General features: G+C 65.5%; 19 protein-coding genes and 1 tRNA gene. 10 read left to right on the top strand and 10 right to left on the bottom strand.

What is annotated here, in order from left to right:
* The first annotated feature begins 20 nt into the window (after window positions 1-20).
* The 3 genes from HSR6_RS09830 to HSR6_RS09820 are packed head-to-tail and all read left to right on the top strand — an operon-like array spanning window position 21 to window position 2,926.
* Entirely contained in the window at window positions 21-1,136 is a 1,116-nt protein-coding gene (locus tag HSR6_RS09830; protein WP_071933500.1) for a tRNA (guanine(26)-N(2))-dimethyltransferase, read from the top strand.
* A gap of 39 nt (window positions 1,137-1,175) precedes the next feature.
* On the top strand, window positions 1,176-2,354 hold the full coding sequence (locus tag HSR6_RS09825) for a YihY/virulence factor BrkB family protein (protein WP_071933499.1): 1,179 nt from the start codon (window positions 1,176-1,178) through the stop codon (window positions 2,352-2,354).
* Entirely contained in the window at window positions 2,351-2,926 is a 576-nt protein-coding gene (locus HSR6_RS09820; RefSeq protein ID WP_071933498.1) for a phosphatase PAP2 family protein, read from the top strand. Before HSR6_RS09825 ends, HSR6_RS09820 begins: the two co-directional genes overlap by 4 nt.
* Here HSR6_RS09820 and HSR6_RS09815 read toward each other — a convergent pair.
* Both HSR6_RS09815 and glnA read right to left on the bottom strand, forming a co-directional pair.
* Complete coding sequence (locus tag HSR6_RS09815; RefSeq protein WP_070365704.1) at window positions 2,923-3,351, bottom strand: DUF5788 family protein; 429 nt, start codon at window positions 3,349-3,351, stop codon at window positions 2,923-2,925. The two genes, HSR6_RS09820 and HSR6_RS09815, sit on opposite strands and share 4 nt — an antisense overlap.
* Window positions 3,352-3,393: 42 nt before the next feature.
* Complete coding sequence (gene glnA / locus HSR6_RS09810) at window positions 3,394-4,767, bottom strand: type I glutamate--ammonia ligase (RefSeq protein WP_071933656.1); 1,374 nt, start codon at window positions 4,765-4,767, stop codon at window positions 3,394-3,396.
* Between the two features lie 125 nt (window positions 4,768-4,892).
* On the opposite strand from glnA, the gene lrp reads away from it, so the two are divergent.
* The 3 genes from lrp to HSR6_RS09795 all read left to right on the top strand — a co-directional run bounded on the left by lrp (window position 4,893) and on the right by HSR6_RS09795 (window position 6,195).
* A complete protein-coding gene (lrp, locus tag HSR6_RS09805) occupies window positions 4,893-5,351 on the top strand; it encodes an HTH-type transcriptional regulator Lrp (protein WP_070365703.1) in 459 nt (152 codons plus the stop codon).
* Between the two features lie 279 nt (window positions 5,352-5,630).
* Complete coding sequence (locus HSR6_RS09800) at window positions 5,631-5,924, top strand: ribbon-helix-helix domain-containing protein (RefSeq protein WP_070365504.1); 294 nt, start codon at window positions 5,631-5,633, stop codon at window positions 5,922-5,924.
* Entirely contained in the window at window positions 5,911-6,195 is a 285-nt protein-coding gene (locus HSR6_RS09795; protein WP_070365503.1) for a type II toxin-antitoxin system RelE family toxin, read from the top strand. The genes HSR6_RS09800 and HSR6_RS09795 overlap by 14 nt, the downstream gene beginning before the upstream one ends.
* 352 nt (window positions 6,196-6,547) lie before the next feature.
* Here the strand turns inward: HSR6_RS09795 and thsB are convergent, their stop codons facing one another.
* The 6 genes from thsB to citZ all read right to left on the bottom strand — a co-directional run bounded on the left by thsB (window position 6,548) and on the right by citZ (window position 11,747).
* The gene (gene thsB, locus HSR6_RS09790; protein ID WP_071933497.1) at window positions 6,548-8,224 is read right to left on the bottom strand and encodes a thermosome subunit beta; all 1,677 of its coding nucleotides are present in this window, start codon (window positions 8,222-8,224) and stop codon (window positions 6,548-6,550) included.
* A gap of 155 nt (window positions 8,225-8,379) precedes the next feature.
* A tRNA-Ser gene (locus tag HSR6_RS09785) sits at window positions 8,380-8,460 on the bottom strand.
* Window positions 8,461-8,487: 27 nt separating this feature from the next.
* Window positions 8,488-8,697: a hypothetical protein gene (locus HSR6_RS09780; protein ID WP_070365701.1), complete on the bottom strand. Its 210-nt coding sequence runs from the start codon at window positions 8,695-8,697 to the stop codon at window positions 8,488-8,490.
* 9 nt (window positions 8,698-8,706) lie between these two features.
* Complete coding sequence (locus tag HSR6_RS09775) at window positions 8,707-9,084, bottom strand: Rid family detoxifying hydrolase (protein ID WP_071933496.1); 378 nt, start codon at window positions 9,082-9,084, stop codon at window positions 8,707-8,709.
* A gap of 52 nt (window positions 9,085-9,136) precedes the next feature.
* Window positions 9,137-10,348, bottom strand: a complete 1,212-nt coding sequence (gene ilvA / locus HSR6_RS09770; protein WP_070365699.1) for a threonine ammonia-lyase — start codon at window positions 10,346-10,348, stop codon at window positions 9,137-9,139.
* A 247-nt stretch (window positions 10,349-10,595) separates the two neighbouring features.
* Window positions 10,596-11,747 (bottom strand): citrate synthase, encoded by a 1,152-nt coding sequence (gene citZ / locus HSR6_RS09765; RefSeq protein WP_071933495.1) that lies wholly within the window; start codon window positions 11,745-11,747, stop codon window positions 10,596-10,598.
* Window positions 11,748-11,936: 189 nt separating this feature from the next.
* Between citZ and HSR6_RS09760 the strand changes: the two genes are divergently transcribed.
* The 3 genes from HSR6_RS09760 to HSR6_RS09750 are packed head-to-tail and all read left to right on the top strand — an operon-like array spanning window position 11,937 to window position 15,210.
* Complete coding sequence (locus HSR6_RS09760) at window positions 11,937-13,133, top strand: potassium channel family protein (protein ID WP_071933494.1); 1,197 nt, start codon at window positions 11,937-11,939, stop codon at window positions 13,131-13,133.
* A gap of 44 nt (window positions 13,134-13,177) precedes the next feature.
* Window positions 13,178-14,131, top strand: coding sequence for a succinylglutamate desuccinylase/aspartoacylase family protein (locus HSR6_RS09755; RefSeq protein WP_071933493.1), 954 nt, complete (start codon window positions 13,178-13,180; stop codon window positions 14,129-14,131).
* On the top strand, window positions 14,131-15,210 hold the full coding sequence (locus HSR6_RS09750; protein WP_071933492.1) for a pyridoxal-phosphate dependent enzyme: 1,080 nt from the start codon (window positions 14,131-14,133) through the stop codon (window positions 15,208-15,210). Before HSR6_RS09755 ends, HSR6_RS09750 begins: the two co-directional genes overlap by 1 nt.
* Here the strand turns inward: HSR6_RS09750 and HSR6_RS09745 are convergent, their stop codons facing one another.
* A complete protein-coding gene (locus tag HSR6_RS09745; protein WP_070365694.1) occupies window positions 15,211-15,396 on the bottom strand; it encodes a DUF7511 domain-containing protein in 186 nt (61 codons plus the stop codon).
* 163 nt (window positions 15,397-15,559) lie between these two features.
* Complete coding sequence (locus tag HSR6_RS09740) at window positions 15,560-16,819, bottom strand: tRNA(Ile)(2)-agmatinylcytidine synthase (RefSeq protein ID WP_071933491.1); 1,260 nt, start codon at window positions 16,817-16,819, stop codon at window positions 15,560-15,562.
* Window positions 16,820-16,953: 134 nt separating this feature from the next.
* Between HSR6_RS09740 and HSR6_RS09735 the strand changes: the two genes are divergently transcribed.
* A complete protein-coding gene (locus HSR6_RS09735) occupies window positions 16,954-17,916 on the top strand; it encodes a transcriptional regulator (RefSeq protein ID WP_070365692.1) in 963 nt (320 codons plus the stop codon).
* The last annotated feature ends 99 nt before the right edge of the window (window positions 17,917-18,015 follow it).

The following is an 18,015-nucleotide window of genomic DNA, read 5'->3' as shown; positions in this document are numbered from 1 at the left end:
GTGTCGCCCGGAATCGGGGTATGAACCGAACCGAGGGCCAGGTCACCGTCGCGGTCCCCGAGCAACCCGACGCGGGCCGGTCCGACGCCGTCTTCTTCAACACCGACCAGGAGCTGAACCGGGACATCACGATTGCGGCCCTCACCGCCTACCGTGAGCGGGAGCCCCGCGTGGGCACCTACCTCGACGCGACGGCTGCCAGCGGAATCCGCGGGGTCCGGGCGGCGGCCGCCGGGTGGGACGTCTCGCTTGCGGACGTGGATCCCGACGCCGTCGATCTGGCTCGCGAGAACCTGGCCACAAACGACCTGGACGGGACTGTCTACCACCGCGACGCGAACGCGTTGCTCCACGACCAGGGAACACTCTTCGACGTGGTGGACCTGGACCCGTTTGGCTCGCCAATCCCGTTTGCTGATGCGGCCTTCGCGAACGCTCGCAACCTGGTCGCGGTAACTGCGACCGATACCGCGCCGCTCTGTGGCGCGCACTTCGAGAGCGGGGTGCGTCGCTACAGTGCGGTTCCACGGAACACCGAGTATCACGCCGAGATGGGGCTTCGCATCCTCCTTGGCGCGCTTGCCCGCACCGCCGCTCGCTACGACGTCGGTGTCACCCCGATCCTGAGCCACGTCTCGGACCACTACGTCCGGACCTACCTCGAACTGTCCCATCGGGCGACGGATGCGAACGCGGCGATCGACGAACTCGGATTCGTGCATCACTGCCGGAACTGCAACGCTCGTGAGACCGAATCGGGACTCATCTCGCACCCGCCCGAGACGTGTCCGCACTGTGGGAGCGACGCGGTCGTGACTGCGGGGCCGCTCTGGCTCGGGCCGACCCACGAGGATGACTTTGTTGGGGCCACTATCGCCGCCCTCGATGAGTCGATGGGGACGGCGACACGGGCCGAGCGCTTGCTCGACCGCCTGCAGAGCGAACTCGCCACCCCGACTCACTACGACCAGCACGGACTCTACCGCCGCTGGAACGAACCGGCGATCGGGATGGACGAGTTCCTGGAGACGCTGCGGGCGGCCGGCCACGCCGCCTCCCGGACTCACTACGGCGGGACGACGTTCAAGACCGACGCGACACTCGCCGAGATCGAGGCCGCCTTCGGGATGGCCTGATCGGTTGGGTATTTGAGACTGGCTCGCGAACGGTTGGCCATGCATCGATCCGTGCTCTGGACCGTCCCGATCGCGGTCGTTCGGGAGGTGCAGCGGAGTCAGGCGACCTTTCTCGCGGCGGCCATCGCCTATTACGGGTTCGTCTCGATCATTCCGCTGGCACTGCTGGGGCTCGCGATCGCCCAGACGCTCGGCGGACCCAGCCTCGAAACGGCCCTTCACGGGGCCGACCAGTTCCTCTCGCCGGCCGCCGTGGATGTGATCGAGGGCTCGCTCACGGACAGCCGTGGGAGCGGCGGGGCCAGTATCGCCAGCCTGTTGGTCCTGGCGTGGTCGGCCAGCAAGATTTTCCGGGGGCTCGACATCGCGTTCTCCCAGGTCGAGGGGGTATCCATCGAAAAATCGCTCCTGGCTCGACTCCTCGACGCGGTGATCGTCTTCTTCGCGATTCCCCTCGCGCTCGCCGCCTCGGCATTGCTGGGGGTCCTCATCCCCTACTTCGAGTGGCTCCCGTTTATCGGCGTGTTGAGTCAGCTCAGTCTCCCCGGCGTGCTGGTGGTCGCCTTCTTCCCGATGTTCTACCGGTTCCCCGACGTCGATCTCTCCCCTCGCCAGGCACTTCCGGGGACCGTCCTCGCAGCCGTCGGCTGGGCGGTGCTGGCGACTGGGTTCTCAGTGTATGCCACGTACGCCGGGAACTTCCAGCTCTACGGGGTTCTGGGGGCTGGACTCCTGCTTGTCTCCTGGCTGTATCTCGGCGGGATTATTATCATGGTGGGGGCAGTAGTGAACATCGTGTTGGTCGGAGGAACCCCCGGCGACCGGGACGGAGCGACAGCAGCAACGGACAGCGAGCGGACCGAACCGGCCCCGGATATCGGCGAACTCGCCCGGGAGGTCGAGGGGCTCCGGGCGGATCTCGACGAGAAGACGATGAGCCGGTCGGCGATCGAATCGGAGCTGAAAGCCTACGTCCGCAAGCGTCAGCGAGCGGGCAAGGCCACGGGTTGGGGGCCGTACCTCGTTCTGCTCTACGGGACGGCGATGACCTTGGGGGCCTTCTACTGGCTCCAGGGTGGCTGGGCCATCCTCGCGATGATCGTCGTGTGGCTCTCCACGCTGGGACTCTACGTGCAACTGGTGCTGTTCGGAATGGGTATCCAGGCCGCAAGCGTTCCCGGACGATTGCTCGAAGTCCTTCGGAACGTCCGCTCATGAGAAACCTCGGCGTAACCGAGGCGCTGGTCGCCCAGGTTCCGGAGCCGGTCGTCCCGCTGCTGGTAGTGCTCACCGCCTTCGGCGGTCCGAAACTGCTGGCTGCCGCCTCGATCGGTGGCTCGGTGGGCGGGGTCTGGAGCGGTCGGATCGCCCCGGACACGGCCCGGCGATTTCTGGTGGCCGTAGCGCTCGCTCTCTCGGCATCGATCCTGCTGAAATACGGCTTTGGGCTGGGGCGACCGCCTGATACGCTGATGCTCATTCCCGAGGACGGCTACGGGTTCCCGAGTGGGCACACGACGGCGACGGCTGGGGTCGCGACCGCACTGGTGGGCGTGGCCCGGTGGGAAGGCTATGGCCCCTACCTATTGGCCGCCCTCGCCGTTGGCATCATCGCCGCGACCCGGCTGCTGCTCGGGGTACACTATCTGCTGGACGTACTCGCGGGGATTGCGGTGGGGGTGATCGTCGCAACGGCTGGACTTCGGGCCGCACAGTTGCGCCCGCGGCGGACCCTCCTTGGAACTGCCGGCGTCGTCGCGGTCTCGCTTGCGATCTGGGCGCTCTTCTAGTCGGTGAGTTGATCGACGAAGTCGACCCAGCGGCGGGTTCCGTCCACGTACTCCTCGTGGCTCCTGGCCGCTAGATCTGTCTCGGCGAGGTTCCCCAGGGCGGTGATCGCCCGGTCCAGCCCGAGGATGTCCTGGACGAGGTTCGTCGCCTCCTGTTCGGTGAGCGATTCGGTCTCCAGGCGCTCTCGACGTGCCTCTCGCTCTTTCGTGAGGGTCTTTCGGACCGTCCGAACCGATTCGCGGCGCTCGGGCGGGATCGAGCCCTGTGATTTAGTCTCCAGAACGAAGTCCCGCAGGTCGAAGGGGTCGCCGTCGATATTGATCGTCTCGGGTATGCGCTGGCCGATGGTGGCCGTCTGCCGGGAGATCCGTCCCAAGAGCTCCTGGCGACGGTCGTCGTTTATCTCCTCCGCTGAGTCACCCATTAGGGACCCGTACGGCCCCGAGTCAGGCTAGTGTTTCGGTCCTCAGAACTTCTCGAGGTACCGGTCCAGTTCCCACTCGGAGACTGCGAGGTTGTACTCCTGGAACTCCTGGCGCTTTGCCTCGATGAACTTCTCGGTGACGTGTTCGCCCAGGGCCTCCTGGACGACCTCGTCTTCCTCCAGCGCGTCGACGGCCTGCCCGAGGTTCTCGGGGAGGGTCTCGATGCCGTACTCCTCGCGTTTCTCCTCGTCGAACTTGTAGATGTTCTCCCGGACCGGGTCCGGGGCCTCGATTTCCTTTTCCATCCCGTCGAGGCCGGCGTGGAGCATCACGGCAATGGCCAGGTAGGGGTTCGCGGCGGGGTCCGGCGACCGAAGTTCGATGCGGGAGGCCGCGGGGTGACGGGCCGCGGGGATGCGGACCAGCGCGGTGCGGTTGACACCACTCCAGGCGATGTAGACCGGGGCCTCGTAGCCCGGCACCAGGCGCTTGTACGAGTTCACGGTCGGGTTGGCGATGGCCGTGATCGCCGGGGCGTGTTCGAGGATGCCTCCGAGGAAGTGCTTTGCCCGCTCGGAGAGGCCGAACTCGTCGTCGCCGTCGTGGAAGATGTTCTCGCCGTCCTCGGTGAAAAGCGAGAGGTGGGTGTGCATGCCGCTGCCGTTGACCTTCGCGATGGGCTTTGGCATGAACGTCGCGTGGTAGTCGTGGAGTTCGGCGGTGGCCCGCACGACCGACCTGAAGGTCGCGATGTTGTCCGCGGTCGTCAGGGCATCATCGTACTTGAAGTCGATCTCGTGTTGCCCGGCGGCGACTTCGTGGTGGCTCGCTTCGGTCTCGAAGCCCATCTCCTCCAGGTTGAAGATGATCTCCCGGCGCAGATCGGAGGCCAGGTCCTTCGGTCCCAGATCGAAGTACCCGCCCGCGTCGTGGGTCGTCGTGGTCGCGCGGCCGTTCTCGTCCTTCTCGAAGACGAAGAACTCGGGCTCTGGGCCGACGTTGAGCGTATAGCCCATGTCCTCGGCGCGGGCGATAGCGCGCTTGAGGACCGTCCGCGGGTCGCCGACGAAGGGCTCGCCGGTCGTGGCGTCGATGACGTCACAGATCAGGCGGGCCGCCTCGCCGCTCTTCTCGTCCCGCCAGGGGATGACCGCGAAGGTATCTGGGTCCGGCTCCAGGCGCATGTCCGACTCCTGGATGCGGACAAAGCCCTCGATCGAGGAGCCGTCGAAGTAGATCCCCTCGGTCAGGGCCTTCTCGGCCTGGCTTGCGGGGATCGAGACGTGTTTGACTGTGCCCAGAATGTCGGTGAACTGCAGCCGCAGGAACTGAATGTTCTCCTGTTCGATCCGGTCCAGTACCGCCTGTTCGGCTTCGGTGAGCCCGCCGTCGGGGTGAGATGCGCCGGTTGTCATTTGTTTCGACATCCAAGTCCAATACGTGAGGTTTTATAGCCCTAACGGTTGACTCAATTGCGGATTTCGGGAGGATTATTGGACAAACGTAAACTCATAAGGCGCTTCAGTTCCAATCAGGGTTCATGACCTACGAAAACCTCGACGCGGAACTGATCAACGAACTGCTCGCGGACGGTCGGGCCAGCCTGCGGAGCGTCGGCGAGTCCCTGGGTGTCTCGGTGACGACGGTCTCGAATCATCTGCAGAGTCTGGAGGCGGCGGGGACGATCAAGGGGTTCGTCCCGGTGGTCGATTATGACACGCTCGGGTACGACGTGACCGCAATTCTGCAGTTGAAAGTCGAGGGCGAGGCGATTCCGGAGATCACCGACCGGCTGAAGGCCGTCGACCGGATGATCACCGTCTATGAGGTGACCGGCGAGTTCGACATCATCGCGGTCGGCAAGTTCGAGGACACCGACTCGATGGACGAGATCATCAAGGAACTGCTCGTCGAGCCGGCGATCAAGGAGAGCAACACGAGCGTGGTGCTTGCCGCACCGGTCGAGTGTGACCAGTTCGAACTTCCCGTGGAGGAGTAGCAGGCTGGCGGTACGCTGCGATCGGCTTTGCTTGGATTGACTCGCGGATCGACGGGCCGGCACAGTTGTTCAGCGCGATTATTTCGCTCGCATTCACAGGAAACGTTCCGGCCCTTCTACTTTTGGCAAAAATCTGGCATTGGATACGGTCTTTTGCTGAATATAGACGTTGTGTTCAGCACGGTATGCAAAAACCATCAGATAATCGGACAGATCCGTTACGGTAGTCAACGGAACCCAAATGCTTTTCTCTATACAAGAGTATATTATCTGTATATCATGTCCGGTGCTGGAACAGCTCCAAACGACGACGAGCCGGAGATGACTCAGGTCAATCTCCGAATCAGCAAAGCCTTCCTTGAGGACATCGACGGGACGTGGAAAGAGGAGGGATTCAACTCACGGAGCGAGTTTCTGCGATACGCCATCCGTGATGCAGTCAAACATCCTGCCTTCACTCGCGAGGGGTGGAAGCAGATTGCCGCAAGCGAACATGGCTTGCGCCTCGGCGATGAGGAACTGGTAAACCGTGACGAGGTCGTTGGAGCGATGGACGACGATGTCGACCAGTAAGGACTGGACCTGGAAGTTCGCTCCCGCTGCGCTCGATCAATTCGATGCTCTCGATTCACACGTCCAGGATCGTATCGTGTCGAAGCTGGACGACATTGTCGACTCCGAGTGGCGTGAACCTGATGACTACCTCGAACCGCTGGCAGGTGGCCCGTTCTCGAAGCTCCGTATCGGACAGTATCGACTCGGCTGTGTCCTGAATTGGAACGACCACGTACTGGAAGTGCACCGCATCGAACACCGTGGAGCCGCGTATACTGCCGACGATTGAACACGACCACCTGCTGAAATCGCGCCTTGGATTCATCACCGTCCGATTGTAGCAATCCAGATAGTAACGAAAATGTAGCGCAAAATTCAGCTCTTGCAATCACACGGGTTCGAAACCACACCAGTAGCATACCCGCGCCGAGCGGTTCGATAGAACCCGAGGCGCGGGTTTCTCCGCGTTCACGCGGTCGCGCCTGCGGACTACCGCGCGGCCTGTGGCCGCGCGACAGGAGCAGGCGCGATTTTAGTGTGCTCAAAAAGCGGAGCTTTTTGGGATCCAGCAGGAGCTGCGCTCCTGCGCGACAGGTTTTGCCGAGGGGCGCCGAAGGCGCCCCGCAGAGCAAAACGTGCGTTTACATCGCGCCGCCCATGCCACCCATACCGCCCATACCGCCCATGCCGCCGCCCATGCCACCGGCGCCTTCGTCTTCCTCGCCTTCGGTGGAGAGGTCGCCGGCGGAGATGATGTCGTCGATCTTCAGGACGAGGTTGGCGGCCTCGGAGGCGGAGCTCAGGGCCTGTTCCTTCGAGTGTGCGGGCTCGACGATGCCAGCCTCGAAGGTGTCCTCGATGTCGCCGGTGAAGACGTTCAGGCCGGCGCGCTGGTCGCCGCCCTCGTGGGCGGCTCGCATCTCGACCAGCGTGTCGATGGAGTCCAGGCCGGCGTTGCTCGCCAGCACGCGCGGGACGAGTTCCAGGGCGTCGGCGAAGGCCTCGACGGCCAGGGCCTCGCGACCCTCGACGCCGTCCGCGAAGTTCCGGACGCGGTCGGCCAGTTCGACTTCGATCGCGCCGCCGCCGGGGAGCACGCGACCGTCGGTCAGCGCCTGGGAGGCGACGTCCAGCGCGTCGGTGACGCTGCGCTCGACCTCGTCGACGACGTGGTCGGTCGCGCCGCGGAGCAGGAGCGTGACGCCGTGGGCGCCGTCACCGCTGCCCTCGACGTAGAACATCTCGTCGGTCTCGTCCCGGGTGACCGAACCCGAGCCCAGGTCGGCCGCGGTGACCGAATCCAGATCGGTCACGATCGAAGCGCCGAGGACGTCCTGCAGGAACTCGATGTCGCTCTTGCGCGTGCGACGAACCGCGAGGATGCCCTCCTTCGCGAGGAAGTGCTGGGCCATGTCGTCGATGCCCTTCTGGCAGAAGACCACGTCGGCACCGACCTCGGCGATCTGGTCGACTTTCTCCTGCAGCTGGGCCTCCTCTTTCTCCAGGAACTGCTGGAGCTGGTCGGGGTTGTCGACCGACACGGTCGTGTCGGTCTCGGTCTCCTCGACCTCGATGGCCTCGTTGAGAAGCAGGACCGACGCGTCCTCGACCTCGGTCGGCATGTTGTCGTGGACGGGGTCCTTGTCGACGACGGCCCCGGAGAGTAGTTCGCTCTCGCCGATCTGTCGCCCGGTCTGGGTCTCGATCTCGACGTCGTTCAGGTCGACGACGGTGGACCCGTCCTCGGCCTCGATGGCGACGGTCTGGAGCGCACGGTAGAGCAGATCCGAGAGAAGCTCCTTGTCGAGTTCGGTGCCCTTGCCGGTCATGGAGGTCTCGGCGACGCTGCGCACGAGATCCTCGTCGTCGGGGTCCACGGAGATCGCGACCTCATCGACCTCGGCGCGGGCCCGCTCGGCGGCCATGTTGTAGCCCTTGATGACGGCAGTCGCGTGGATGTCCTGATCGAGCAGCTCCTCGGCCTCCTTGAGGAGTTCGCCTGCGACGGCGACGGCGGTCGTGGTGCCGTCTCCGGCCTCGTCCTCCTGGGTCTCGGCGACCTCGACGATCATCTCGGCGGTGGGGTCGTCGATGTCCATCTCCTGCAGGATGGTGACGCCGTCGTTTGTCACCGTAACGTCACCCATCGAGGAGACGAGCATCTTGTCCATCCCTTTCGGCCCGAGTGTCGTGCGTACCGAGTCCGCGACGGCGCGGGCGGCCGAGATGTTGTGCTCCTGTGCGTCCTTGTCCTTCATCCGCTGGGCGTCGTCCCCCATGATGATCATGGGCTGGCCCTGCATTCGTCGCTCTGCCATAGTCACGCGGCGATTGTTTGTCCTTCTATAAAAGGGTTCGGTATCGGGGTCGCCACAATCGACTTCGGCCCGCTCGTGACGAACACATTGAACCCCGATTTTCGGGTCTCGTAGCCGTTACCGGTCGCTCCTGATTCGTGGTGGGTCCGTGAAAACGCCGGGACTGGGATTTGAACCCAGAACCCCAAAGGGGACACGCTTTCCAGGCGTGCGCTTTGCCATTCGGCCATCCCGGCCCGCTCTCCCCTAGTCGGGTCCCCGAATTAAACCTGTCTGTTTTGTGCCAGCCGTCTTTCGACCACGTACCCGAGCCAGGCACTCACTGCGAAGACCGCGAGTGCGATCGGGAGTAGCTTTGGCAGCCCCATCCCCAGCTCGATCGGGCCGAACAACCGCGTGGTCTGGGCGAGCACCAGGAACGTGAGCGCCCCGGCCGCCCCCCAGAGCAGACTCGCGCGGGTTCGAGGGTCCATCCGGTCGAGTTACTGGGCGGCGATGACTTCGATCTCGATTTTCGCGCCCTTGGGTACCTCGGCGACCTCGAAGGCGCTGCGGGCCGGGGGATTGTCCTGGAAGTACTCCGCATAGGTCGAGTTCATCGCGTCGAACTCGTCGATGTCGTCCATCAGGACGGTGACCTTGAGGACATCCTGCATCGTCAGCCCCTCCTCATCGAGGATCGCCTTGACGTTCTCCAGGGCCTGGCGGGTCTGGACCTCGATGGGCTCGTCCTCGAGCAGCTCGCCCTCGGCGGTCATGGGCAGTTGTCCGGCGGTGAAAACGAGGTCGCCGTTGGTGGTTGCCTGGCTGTACGCACCGACTGCCGCCGGCGCTTCTGCTGTCTCGATGACACGCTTCATATTCCCTTCCTCGCAGTGCGGGCCCTTAAAGCCAGGCAAAACCGGCCATCCTTCACGTCCGCACTTCGACCTGGAACCCGGCGTCCCGAAGCTTCGAGAGGATCTCTTCGACGTGTTCGTGCCCGCGGGTCTCCAGGTCCATCTCGATCTCAGTGGCGTCGATCGCGAAGGACTGGCGGGCCCGATCGTGGTTGATCTCGTAGATGTTGGCCTGGGCGTTCGTCACGATGTTGAGGAAGTCCCGGAGTGCCCCCGGCCGGTCTTTCATGACTGTCCGGAGCTTCACGAAGCGGCCGCGGTCGACCAGCCCGCGTTCGAGGACCGTCGTCAGCAGGTTCAGGTCGATGTTCCCGCCGCTGAGCACGGTCACGATCGTCTCGTCGTCCTCGATGTCGAATTTCTCGCCCAGCAGGGCCGCGATCGGCACCGCGCCGGCTCCCTCGACCAGGGTCTTCACCCGTTCGAGGAGTAGCACCATCGCGGAGGCGGTTTCGCTGTCGTCGACGGTCACGATCTCGTCGACCCGCTCGTCGATGATCGGGAGGGTGGTCTCGCCCACGGCCCCCGTCGCGATGCCGTCCGCGATCGTGTCCACGGAGTCGAGTTCCTCGGTCGCGCCCTTGTCGAGGGAATTTGCCACCGTCGCGGCCCCCTCGGCCTGCACGCCGATGACCCGGGTATCGGGCTTTCGAGCCTTGATCGCGGTCGCGATGCCGCCGATCAGTCCCCCGCCCCCGATCGGAACGACGACGGTGTCGACCTCGGGGCAGTCCTCGATAATCTCCAGGCCGATCGTGCCCTGGCCGGCCTGGACGGCCTGATCGTCGTACGCGTGCACGTAGGTGCGATCGGAGTCCTCGGCCAGTTCGTGGGCCCGCTCCTGGGCGTCCGCGTAGTCCTCGCCGTAGAGTTCGATCTCCGCGCCGTAGCTCTCGGTCGCGTTGACCTTCGAGATCGGCGCGAACTCGGGCATGACGATCAACGCGTCGACCCCGGTGTGTTTCGCAGCGAGGGCCACGCCCTGGGCGTGGTTGCCCGCGCTCGCAGTGATAACCCCGCCTTCTCGCTCTTCCTCGGTGAGGCTCCGAATTCGGTTTGTCGCACCGCGGATCTTGAACGAGCCGGTTCGCTGGGTGTTCTCCAACTTCAGCCGCACGTCAGCGCCCGTCATCCGGGAGAACGTCCGCTGGGACTCGAGACTGGTCCGCAGGGCCACGTCATCGACGCGGTCCCGGGCCGTCTCGATGTCGGATAGGCTGAGCATATCCCGCCTAAGCCACAGGGGTTGTTAACGGTTTGTGATGGGTCAGGATATGGGACGGACCGAGCGTTGGGACTCACGAGGATGAAAGAGGGGGAACGGAGGGGAGGTGTGACCCGCAACTGGATTATTGTCCCGGGATGTATTAATTCATTCCCATGCGTGGTGAAAGTGAAACAGGCAGGAATGTGGCCGTCTAAAGCGTTCTATCCCGATTGTCTGACTTCTGTCACGCGATACCGCGCTCCAACTACCGCTCCTCGATCGGGACGAACTCGCGGCGGTCCGGCCCGATGTAGCGCCCACGGGGCCGAATAAGCTTGTTGTCCGCCTGGTACTCCAGGACGTGCCCGATCCACCCGGTGCTCCGGCTCATCGCGAAGATGGCCGTGAACATGTCCAGTGGAATCCCGAGCTGGTAGTAGATCGCGCCGGAGTAGAAATCGACGTTCGGGGCGACCCCCTTCTCCGGGAGGCCGACCTCCTCGGTGAGATGGGTCTCTAGATCCTCCAGGTATTCGAGCCAGTGGCAGTCCTCGGTCCGGTTCGAGAGCCGCCGTAGTTCGGATTCGAGGATCTTCGCCCGCGGATCACGTACGTTGTAGACCCGGTGACCCCAGCCCGGGATGCGCTCGCCGGAGTCCAAAAGCTCCTTGATCCACTCCGTCGCGGTCAACGGGCCCTCGTCGATCTCCAGGAGCGCTTCCATGACGTCTTGGTTGGCTCCGCCGTGAAGTGGACCCGAGAGTGCGGCGACCGCCGCCGTGACGCTGTTGTACACGTCAGCCAGGGTGGAACCGACGACCATCGCGGTGAATGTCGAGGCGTTGAGTCCGTGGTCGGCGTGCAGTGTCAGTGCCTTGTCGAAGATCTCCGCGTCGACCGGGTCGGGTTCGGTGCCATGCAGCATGTAGAGGAAGTTCGCTGCCAGACCCAGGTCCTCGCGGGGCTCGACGGGCTCTTTGCCCCGCCGGAGCCGATCGAAGGCCGCGAGCACGGTCGGGAACTTCGCGGAGATCCGCCGGCCCATGTGCCGGGCCGCCTCCAGGTCGGTCGGGTCACTACCGGTGGCGGGGTCCTCGGCCGAGAGCATGGAGACCGAGGAGCGCAGCGCCGAGATGGGCCGCTCGCCGGAGTCGGCCAACAGCTGGAGCAGGTCGATGATTCCCGGTTTCACGGCTCGGGCCTCTCGCATTTCGGCTTCGAAATCCGCCAGTTCTGCGGCGGTCGGCAGGTCTTCGTTCCAGAGGAGGTAGAGTACTTCCTCGTATGTCGCCTCCTCGGCCAGCGCTTCGATCGGATAGCCCCGGTAGTAGAGTTCCCCTGCGTCGCCATCGATGTCGCTGAGGGCGGACTCCGCGACCAGGACTCCTTCGAGGCCCTTCTTGAGCTCGGTTGTCATGGATGTCGTTACCTTCCGGGGTATGGCACAGGATGGGGTATATCTTTCGTGATCGACTCGTTTGGGTGCAGACAAACGTCCGAATTGTAGTCGATTGGACTCAATTTTTGAACGTCCGTCCAATCGAGATGGAAGTTTTGCCGCGGATCGTCCCGTATCCTTTTTGTCCGCTGGCCTGAACTGTTGGGCATGGCCGGCCGCGTCGAGTACGAGCCCGCGAGCGTGAAAGCCCTCCTCGCGGAGATGAAAGACACCGCCGAACTCCTCATCGACCTCTCTTACTCCGCGGTCCTGCATCACAGCGACGCGATTGCCGAGGAGGTCCTGGCACTCGAAGAGCGGATGGACGTGCTCCAGATCCGCGCTCGCATGAGTCTCATGCTCGCGGCCCGGAACCCCGAAGACGCCGAGTCGCTCGCTCCCGTCCTGGGAATTACGGGGGCCGCGGAGAAGATCAGCGACGCCGCGGGCGACATCGCGAAGGTGGTCCTCGAGGATATCGGCCTCCCGGAGAACATGCGGGCCTCCCTGCCCGTCGCGATCGAGACCCTGGTCCGGACCAACGTCATCGAATCCTCGCCGTACGCGGGGCACACGCTCGGTGGTCTCAACCTGGAGACCGAAACTGGGGTCCGGGTGATCGCCATCCGACGGGGTGGCGATTGGGTGCTCAACCCCTCCCGAGAGACCCGGCTGGAAGCCGGGGACGTGCTCTTGCTTCGCGGGCCGGAAGCGGGGATCATCGAGGTCGTCGAGACGGCCGCGGGCGAGTCCTACTCGCCACCAGTCATCCCCGACGTGGAGGACGCGGACCTCGATCGGGCGGTCAACTCGCTGGTCCTGATGAAGAACATGAGCGAGTTGGCCGTCGACCTGGCCTACGGCAGCGTGCTTTATGACAGCGTGCCGCTGGCCGAGGAGGTCATCGAACTGGAGGCCGAGGTCGACGCGCTGAAGTCCCGCTTCGAGGCCTGGACGCTTCGAGCGGCCGCCCAGTCCGCCGACCCGGTGTCGCTGCGGGGCCTGGTCCACATCGCCCAGAGTACGGAGGTCATCAGCGACGCCGCCCTGGAGATCAGCGAGGGGGTCATTCGCGGGCTCGACTCCCACGTCGTCGTCCAGGAGGCTGTCGAGGAGTCCGACGAGGTCCTCACCCGCACAACGGTCGAGGCCGGGAGCAAACTGGACGGGACGACCCTCGGCGAGCGCGCGGTCAAGACCGAGACCGGGATGCGGGTAATCGCGGTGCGACGACCGACGAACGGCAGCGACGAGTGGGAGGTCCAGCCCGGGCCGGAGACGGCAGTCCGCGCGGGTGACGTGCTTCTGGCCAAAGGCACCCGCAGCGGGGCGGCCAACCTCACGGCACTCGCGACCGCGCCGTGATCGGACCGAACGCTACAAGGGCTCCCCGGACGCCGTTCGTACCAATGCAATCGCTGGGTACGGCACAGGCGGCCCCGGGGGAGATGGACACCGGCCGACTGGTCGTCGGCGAGGCCCGAGACGGATCGGAAGTCGGGCTCCCCGTCGCCGTCATCAACGGTGCCAGTTCGGGGAAGACGCTCTACCTGCAGGCTGTCAGCGACGGCGACGAACTCAACGGGCTCGGGGTGCTCACTCGCTTGCTCCCGCAACTCGATCCGGCCGAGATCGCGGGGACGATCACCGTCGTCGCCATCGCGAACGTCTATGGCTTCCAGGTGGCCGAACACCGCAACCCCATCGACGACACGAAGCTGAACCGGGCCTATCCCGGAGATCCGGACGGGAGTTCCTCGGAGCGGATCGCCCACGCCACCTTCCAGGCCGCGACCGACGCGGACCTGGTCGTCGACCTCCATCAGGGCTCGACGAGCCAGATGATCGACGAGACACGGGTGCGGTGTGGTCGACATCACCGCCAGCACGACGCCTGCCTGGAGCTCGCCCAGGTGTTCGATGCGGGCCACGTCCTCGACCAGAAAGGGCCGGAGGGGCAACTCGCCCGGGCCGCCCCGGACGCCGGTATCCCGACCATCGACCCCGAACTCGGCGGGACCGTCGGCTGGGACGAGTCGAGCATCGAGGTCGGGGTGCGCGGGGTCCGGCGGGTCCTCGAGTACTACGGCTTTCTCCCGGGAGATGCGGCTCCGAAAGACCAGAATCGCGCGACCGGCTTCGACCGCTATGGGTCACCCGTTGGGGGCCTGGTCCACCTCCAGCAGGAGCTGGGGGCGCCGGTCCAGCCCGGTGATCCGCTGTTCACAGTGACCGACCCACTCGGGACCGAGAAGGCCCGGGTCCACGCCGAGAATTCGGGGATCTTCTGGCGGGCCCGTCGCCTCCCGCAGGCGGCCACCGGCGAGTACGTCTGCTCGGTGGGCACGGGGATCGAACGCTAATGGTCCCTGGACTGGTGTGCCCGGCCTGCGGTCGCCAGTACGAGCCTGGTCCGGACGAGCCCTGGCGCTGTGCGTGTGGCGCGCCGCTGGAGATCGACGCGACGCCGGCGGTGCCGGAGACGCCGCCGGCGTTCGACCGCGATCAGGGACTCTGGGCGTTTCACTCACTCCTCCCCGTCGACCGCGAGGTGAGTCTCGGCGAGGGGTTCACGCCCCTCGTTGAGGCCCCGGAGTGGAACGCGGATTTCAAACTGGAGTATGTCTCTCCCTCGGGCAGTTTCAAGGATCGCGGCGCGACGACGACACTCTCGCGGGCGGCCGCCCTGGGCGTCGAGCGGATCGTCGAGGACTCCTCGGGGAACGCGGGGGCGGCCATCGCCCTGTACGCGGCCCGGGCCGGGATCGACGCCGAGATCTACGTCCCCGAGGGCGTGAAACCCGCAAAGCGGGCAGCCATCGCTGGCACAGGGGCAACAGTCGTGGAAGTCCCCGGGGATCGAGCGGCCGTCAGTGCGGCTGCCAGATCGGCCGTCGAGTCCGGGGCGGGCTGGTACGCGAGCCACGCCTGGAACCCGGCCTTTCTCGCCGGGACGGCCACGACGGCCTTCGAGATCGTCGCCCAGCGGGGCGGGTCGGCCCCGGACGCGGTCGTCGCCCCGATCGGACACGGCACCCTCTTTCTCGGTCTGTTTCGCGGATTCGAGGCCATGGACGCGGCTGGCTGGCTCGACCAGCGCCCCCGATTGCTGGGCGTGCAGGCTGCGGGGGTCGCCCCGATCGCGAACGACGGTTCGGGGGCCAGAAACGACTTTGCAGACGGCATCCAGATCGCCGAGCCCGCCCGAAACGCGGAGATCGAGCGGGCCATCGAGACGACTGACGGGGACGCGATCGCCGTCGGCGAAGCCGAGACCCGGGCCGCCTGGAAGGCCCTTCACCGGGCTGGCTTTCACGTGGAACCGACGAGTGCAGTGGCCGTCGCTGGGCTCGAAACGTACCGCGAACGGGACCTCGATTCGACAGCCGAGGTCGTGGTGCCACTGACCGGAAGCGGACTGAAAACGGACCCCAGCGCGTAGCTATCGCATCTCTGCGAGGTCGACGAAGGCCCCCTCCTCGGCGGTGATCCACCGCGTCAGCAGGTCGTCCTCGTCACAGATCGAGGGGAAGAGTGTACACTCCGCGCCCTGCGAGTAGTCCTCGATCCGATGGGCGAGGTCCCCACTCTCCCTGTCCCCCTCGTACGCGCCGGAGTGATGGGACATACCATAGTATACGTGGCCCGGGGATATGTAAGTACACGTTACACTATCACATAAATGCGTTTCGAGGGCGGAATCCTCGCGCCGTCATGACCGCTCTCTCCGTCGCCATCGTCGGGTTGGGTCGGGAGTCAGACGAAAGTCGGACGGCCTTTATATGGTGCCCCTAGTGCTCGGGATGTGTCGGCGCGTCGAACCCACCTCGGACGAGTGGTTTCGCGATGTGGCGGCGCGCACACGGTGGCACCTCGTACCAGCCCCGCGAGAGGTCCCGCTCGATCGGGGCGAGTTCCTTCGAGTCGGTACTGGTGTTGCAGTCTCGACACCGGTAGCCCTGGCCCGCGCCGGCACTCTCCATCCGTCGCCCGCAATCCGGACAGGTCGGTGTTACCGCCCGCTGCCTGACGAGGTCCCGGACGGCGAACTTCTCGAGTTTGAGCGTTCCGTCCGTGACCTCGCCGGCGACGGTGATCCGGTCGCCGACTCGCAGCGCCCGGACCCGGTCCCGAAACCGCTTCGTGGGCTCGAAGGCCACAATGGAGAGCCGACCGGACCCGTCCGCGATCGCGGTGAAGACGTGACCGCCGGCCCGCGTTTCGGGTGTCTCGATGACCCGGCCAGTCACGCGGTAGGCCCGGCCGTCCTGGATGTCCTCGATCGCGGCGTCCCGGAGGTGGCTGTCGGTCCCCTGGTTCGTCTCGAAGAGGGTCTGTGTGTGGACCGGCTCGCTCTCGATCCCGGCTGCGAGGGCGGCGACCGCGTTGGGTTCGTCCCCGCGGATGCCGTACAGGATCGGTCCCGGCGCGTTGGGCACACAGACTGGCTCACCCTCACCCCGGTCGACGGTGTCCCAGGCGGTCGGGTAGAACTGATCGGCCGCGTCGAAGACCGAGTCGATCTCGATCGACCGCTCGGTTCCCCAGCGCTCGGGCTCGCGGTAGGCGATGTACTCGTAGGTCCAGTCCTCGAAGGCGGCACTGACACCGATCGCGGCCAGCGCACCGATCGTGCCCCGGGCTTGCTTCCAGCCGGCATGACTGTATCCCGCGGCCTCGATACGGTCGATGGCCGTCTCCCGATCGAGCAGCTCGCGGATGGCCCGACGACCGAACTGCTGGACCGCCTGCTCGATGGGTCCCTCGGCGGCGACGACCCCCGGGTGTGTGCGCTCGTCGTCGAGTTCCGCGAGTCCGTCGATGACCTCGCGGGCCGTCGCCAGCGCGAGGTCGGGAGCCGCGTCGGTGTGGATGGCCAGCGCGGCGTTCCCCCGGGTCTTGTACTCGACCGCCGGGTTGAGCCGGACCAGCCGCAGCCGATCGATCCTGGCCCCGGCCCGGCGAAGCCGCTCGGCGACCCGCGTGGCGACGTAGGTCGTACACATCCCCCGTTCGCGGGAGTCGGTGTCGTCGAGTCCGAGGACCGTCACGCCCGGCGCTTGGGGGTCGATCGGCTTAAGCGATCCGCGACTTGCTTGTTTGTGGTCCACCCCCCGAAATCGCCCGCGTCCGGCGGTGCTGGGCCCGCAACGCATTTAGGGGACGAGTTCCCTATCTGTCCGTAATGACTCGATCGGCGCTCATCGACAACATCACCGCGATGCTATCCGACGCGGGGTTCACGGTGAGCGACCGGTGCTCGACGCGCCCGAAGAGCTTCGACCTGGCTGCGAGACGCGACGAGGACCTCCTCCTGGTGAAGATCCTGGGGAACATCGACGCCTTTGATGGACCGACCGGTCGGGAGATGCGCCGTCTGGGCACGTACCTCCGTGGAACCCCGATGGTCATCGGCCTGCGCACCCGCGACGAGGACCTCGATCCCGGGGTTGTCTACTTCAGACACGGCGTGCCGGTGCTCAATCCCGACACCGCGATGGACCTGTTCGTGCACGGGGTGCCGCCGCTGATCTACGCTGCCCCGGGCGGGCTCTACGTGAACATCGACGGGGACATTCTGGCGGACAAGCGCGAGGAGCGTGGCTGGAGTCTGGGACGGCTGGCGACCGAACTGGGCGTCTCTCGACGGACGGTCTCGAAGTACGAGGACGGCATGAACGCGAGCGTGGAGGTCGCCGCCCAGCTGGAGGAGCTCTTCGAGCAGGAGCTCACCAGCCCCGTCTCCGTGCTCGACGGCGCCGAGGACATCCGCGATGCGGAACCCACCCCGGAGGACCCGGACGTGGACCCGGCGGACCGCCCCATCGTCGCGATGCTCACCCGGGTCGGGTTCGACGTCCATCCCACCGTTCGCGCCCCGTTCAAGGCCGTGAGCGAGGACCGGGATGGCACGGCCCCGGTGCTGACCGGCCACTCGGCGTTCACCGACGCGGCGGTCAAACGCGCCCGGATCATGGGCTCGCTACGACAGGTCATCCACACCCGGTCGGTCTACTTCGTCGACGAGGCGGAGTCCGAATCGATCGAGGGCACCGCGATTATCGAGCGGGACGAAGCCGAGGAAGTCGAGGACGCGACGGAGTTCCGCGATCTGATTGCGGCCCGTGGCGGTTCGCCGGAGCCGTAGCTAGCTGGTTCGTTTCGCTCGAAAATGGGGGGTAGCCAGGGGTTGAGGGGAGAGGAAGGCCACGCCCCATACCCGGTATAGCGCCTGCCATACCAGGTA

This window comes from Halodesulfurarchaeum formicicum (genome assembly GCF_001886955.1).
Classification (GTDB): Archaea; Halobacteriota; Halobacteria; order Halobacteriales; family Halobacteriaceae; genus Halodesulfurarchaeum; species Halodesulfurarchaeum formicicum.
This window is presented reverse-complemented; position numbering and strand designations above follow the sequence as displayed.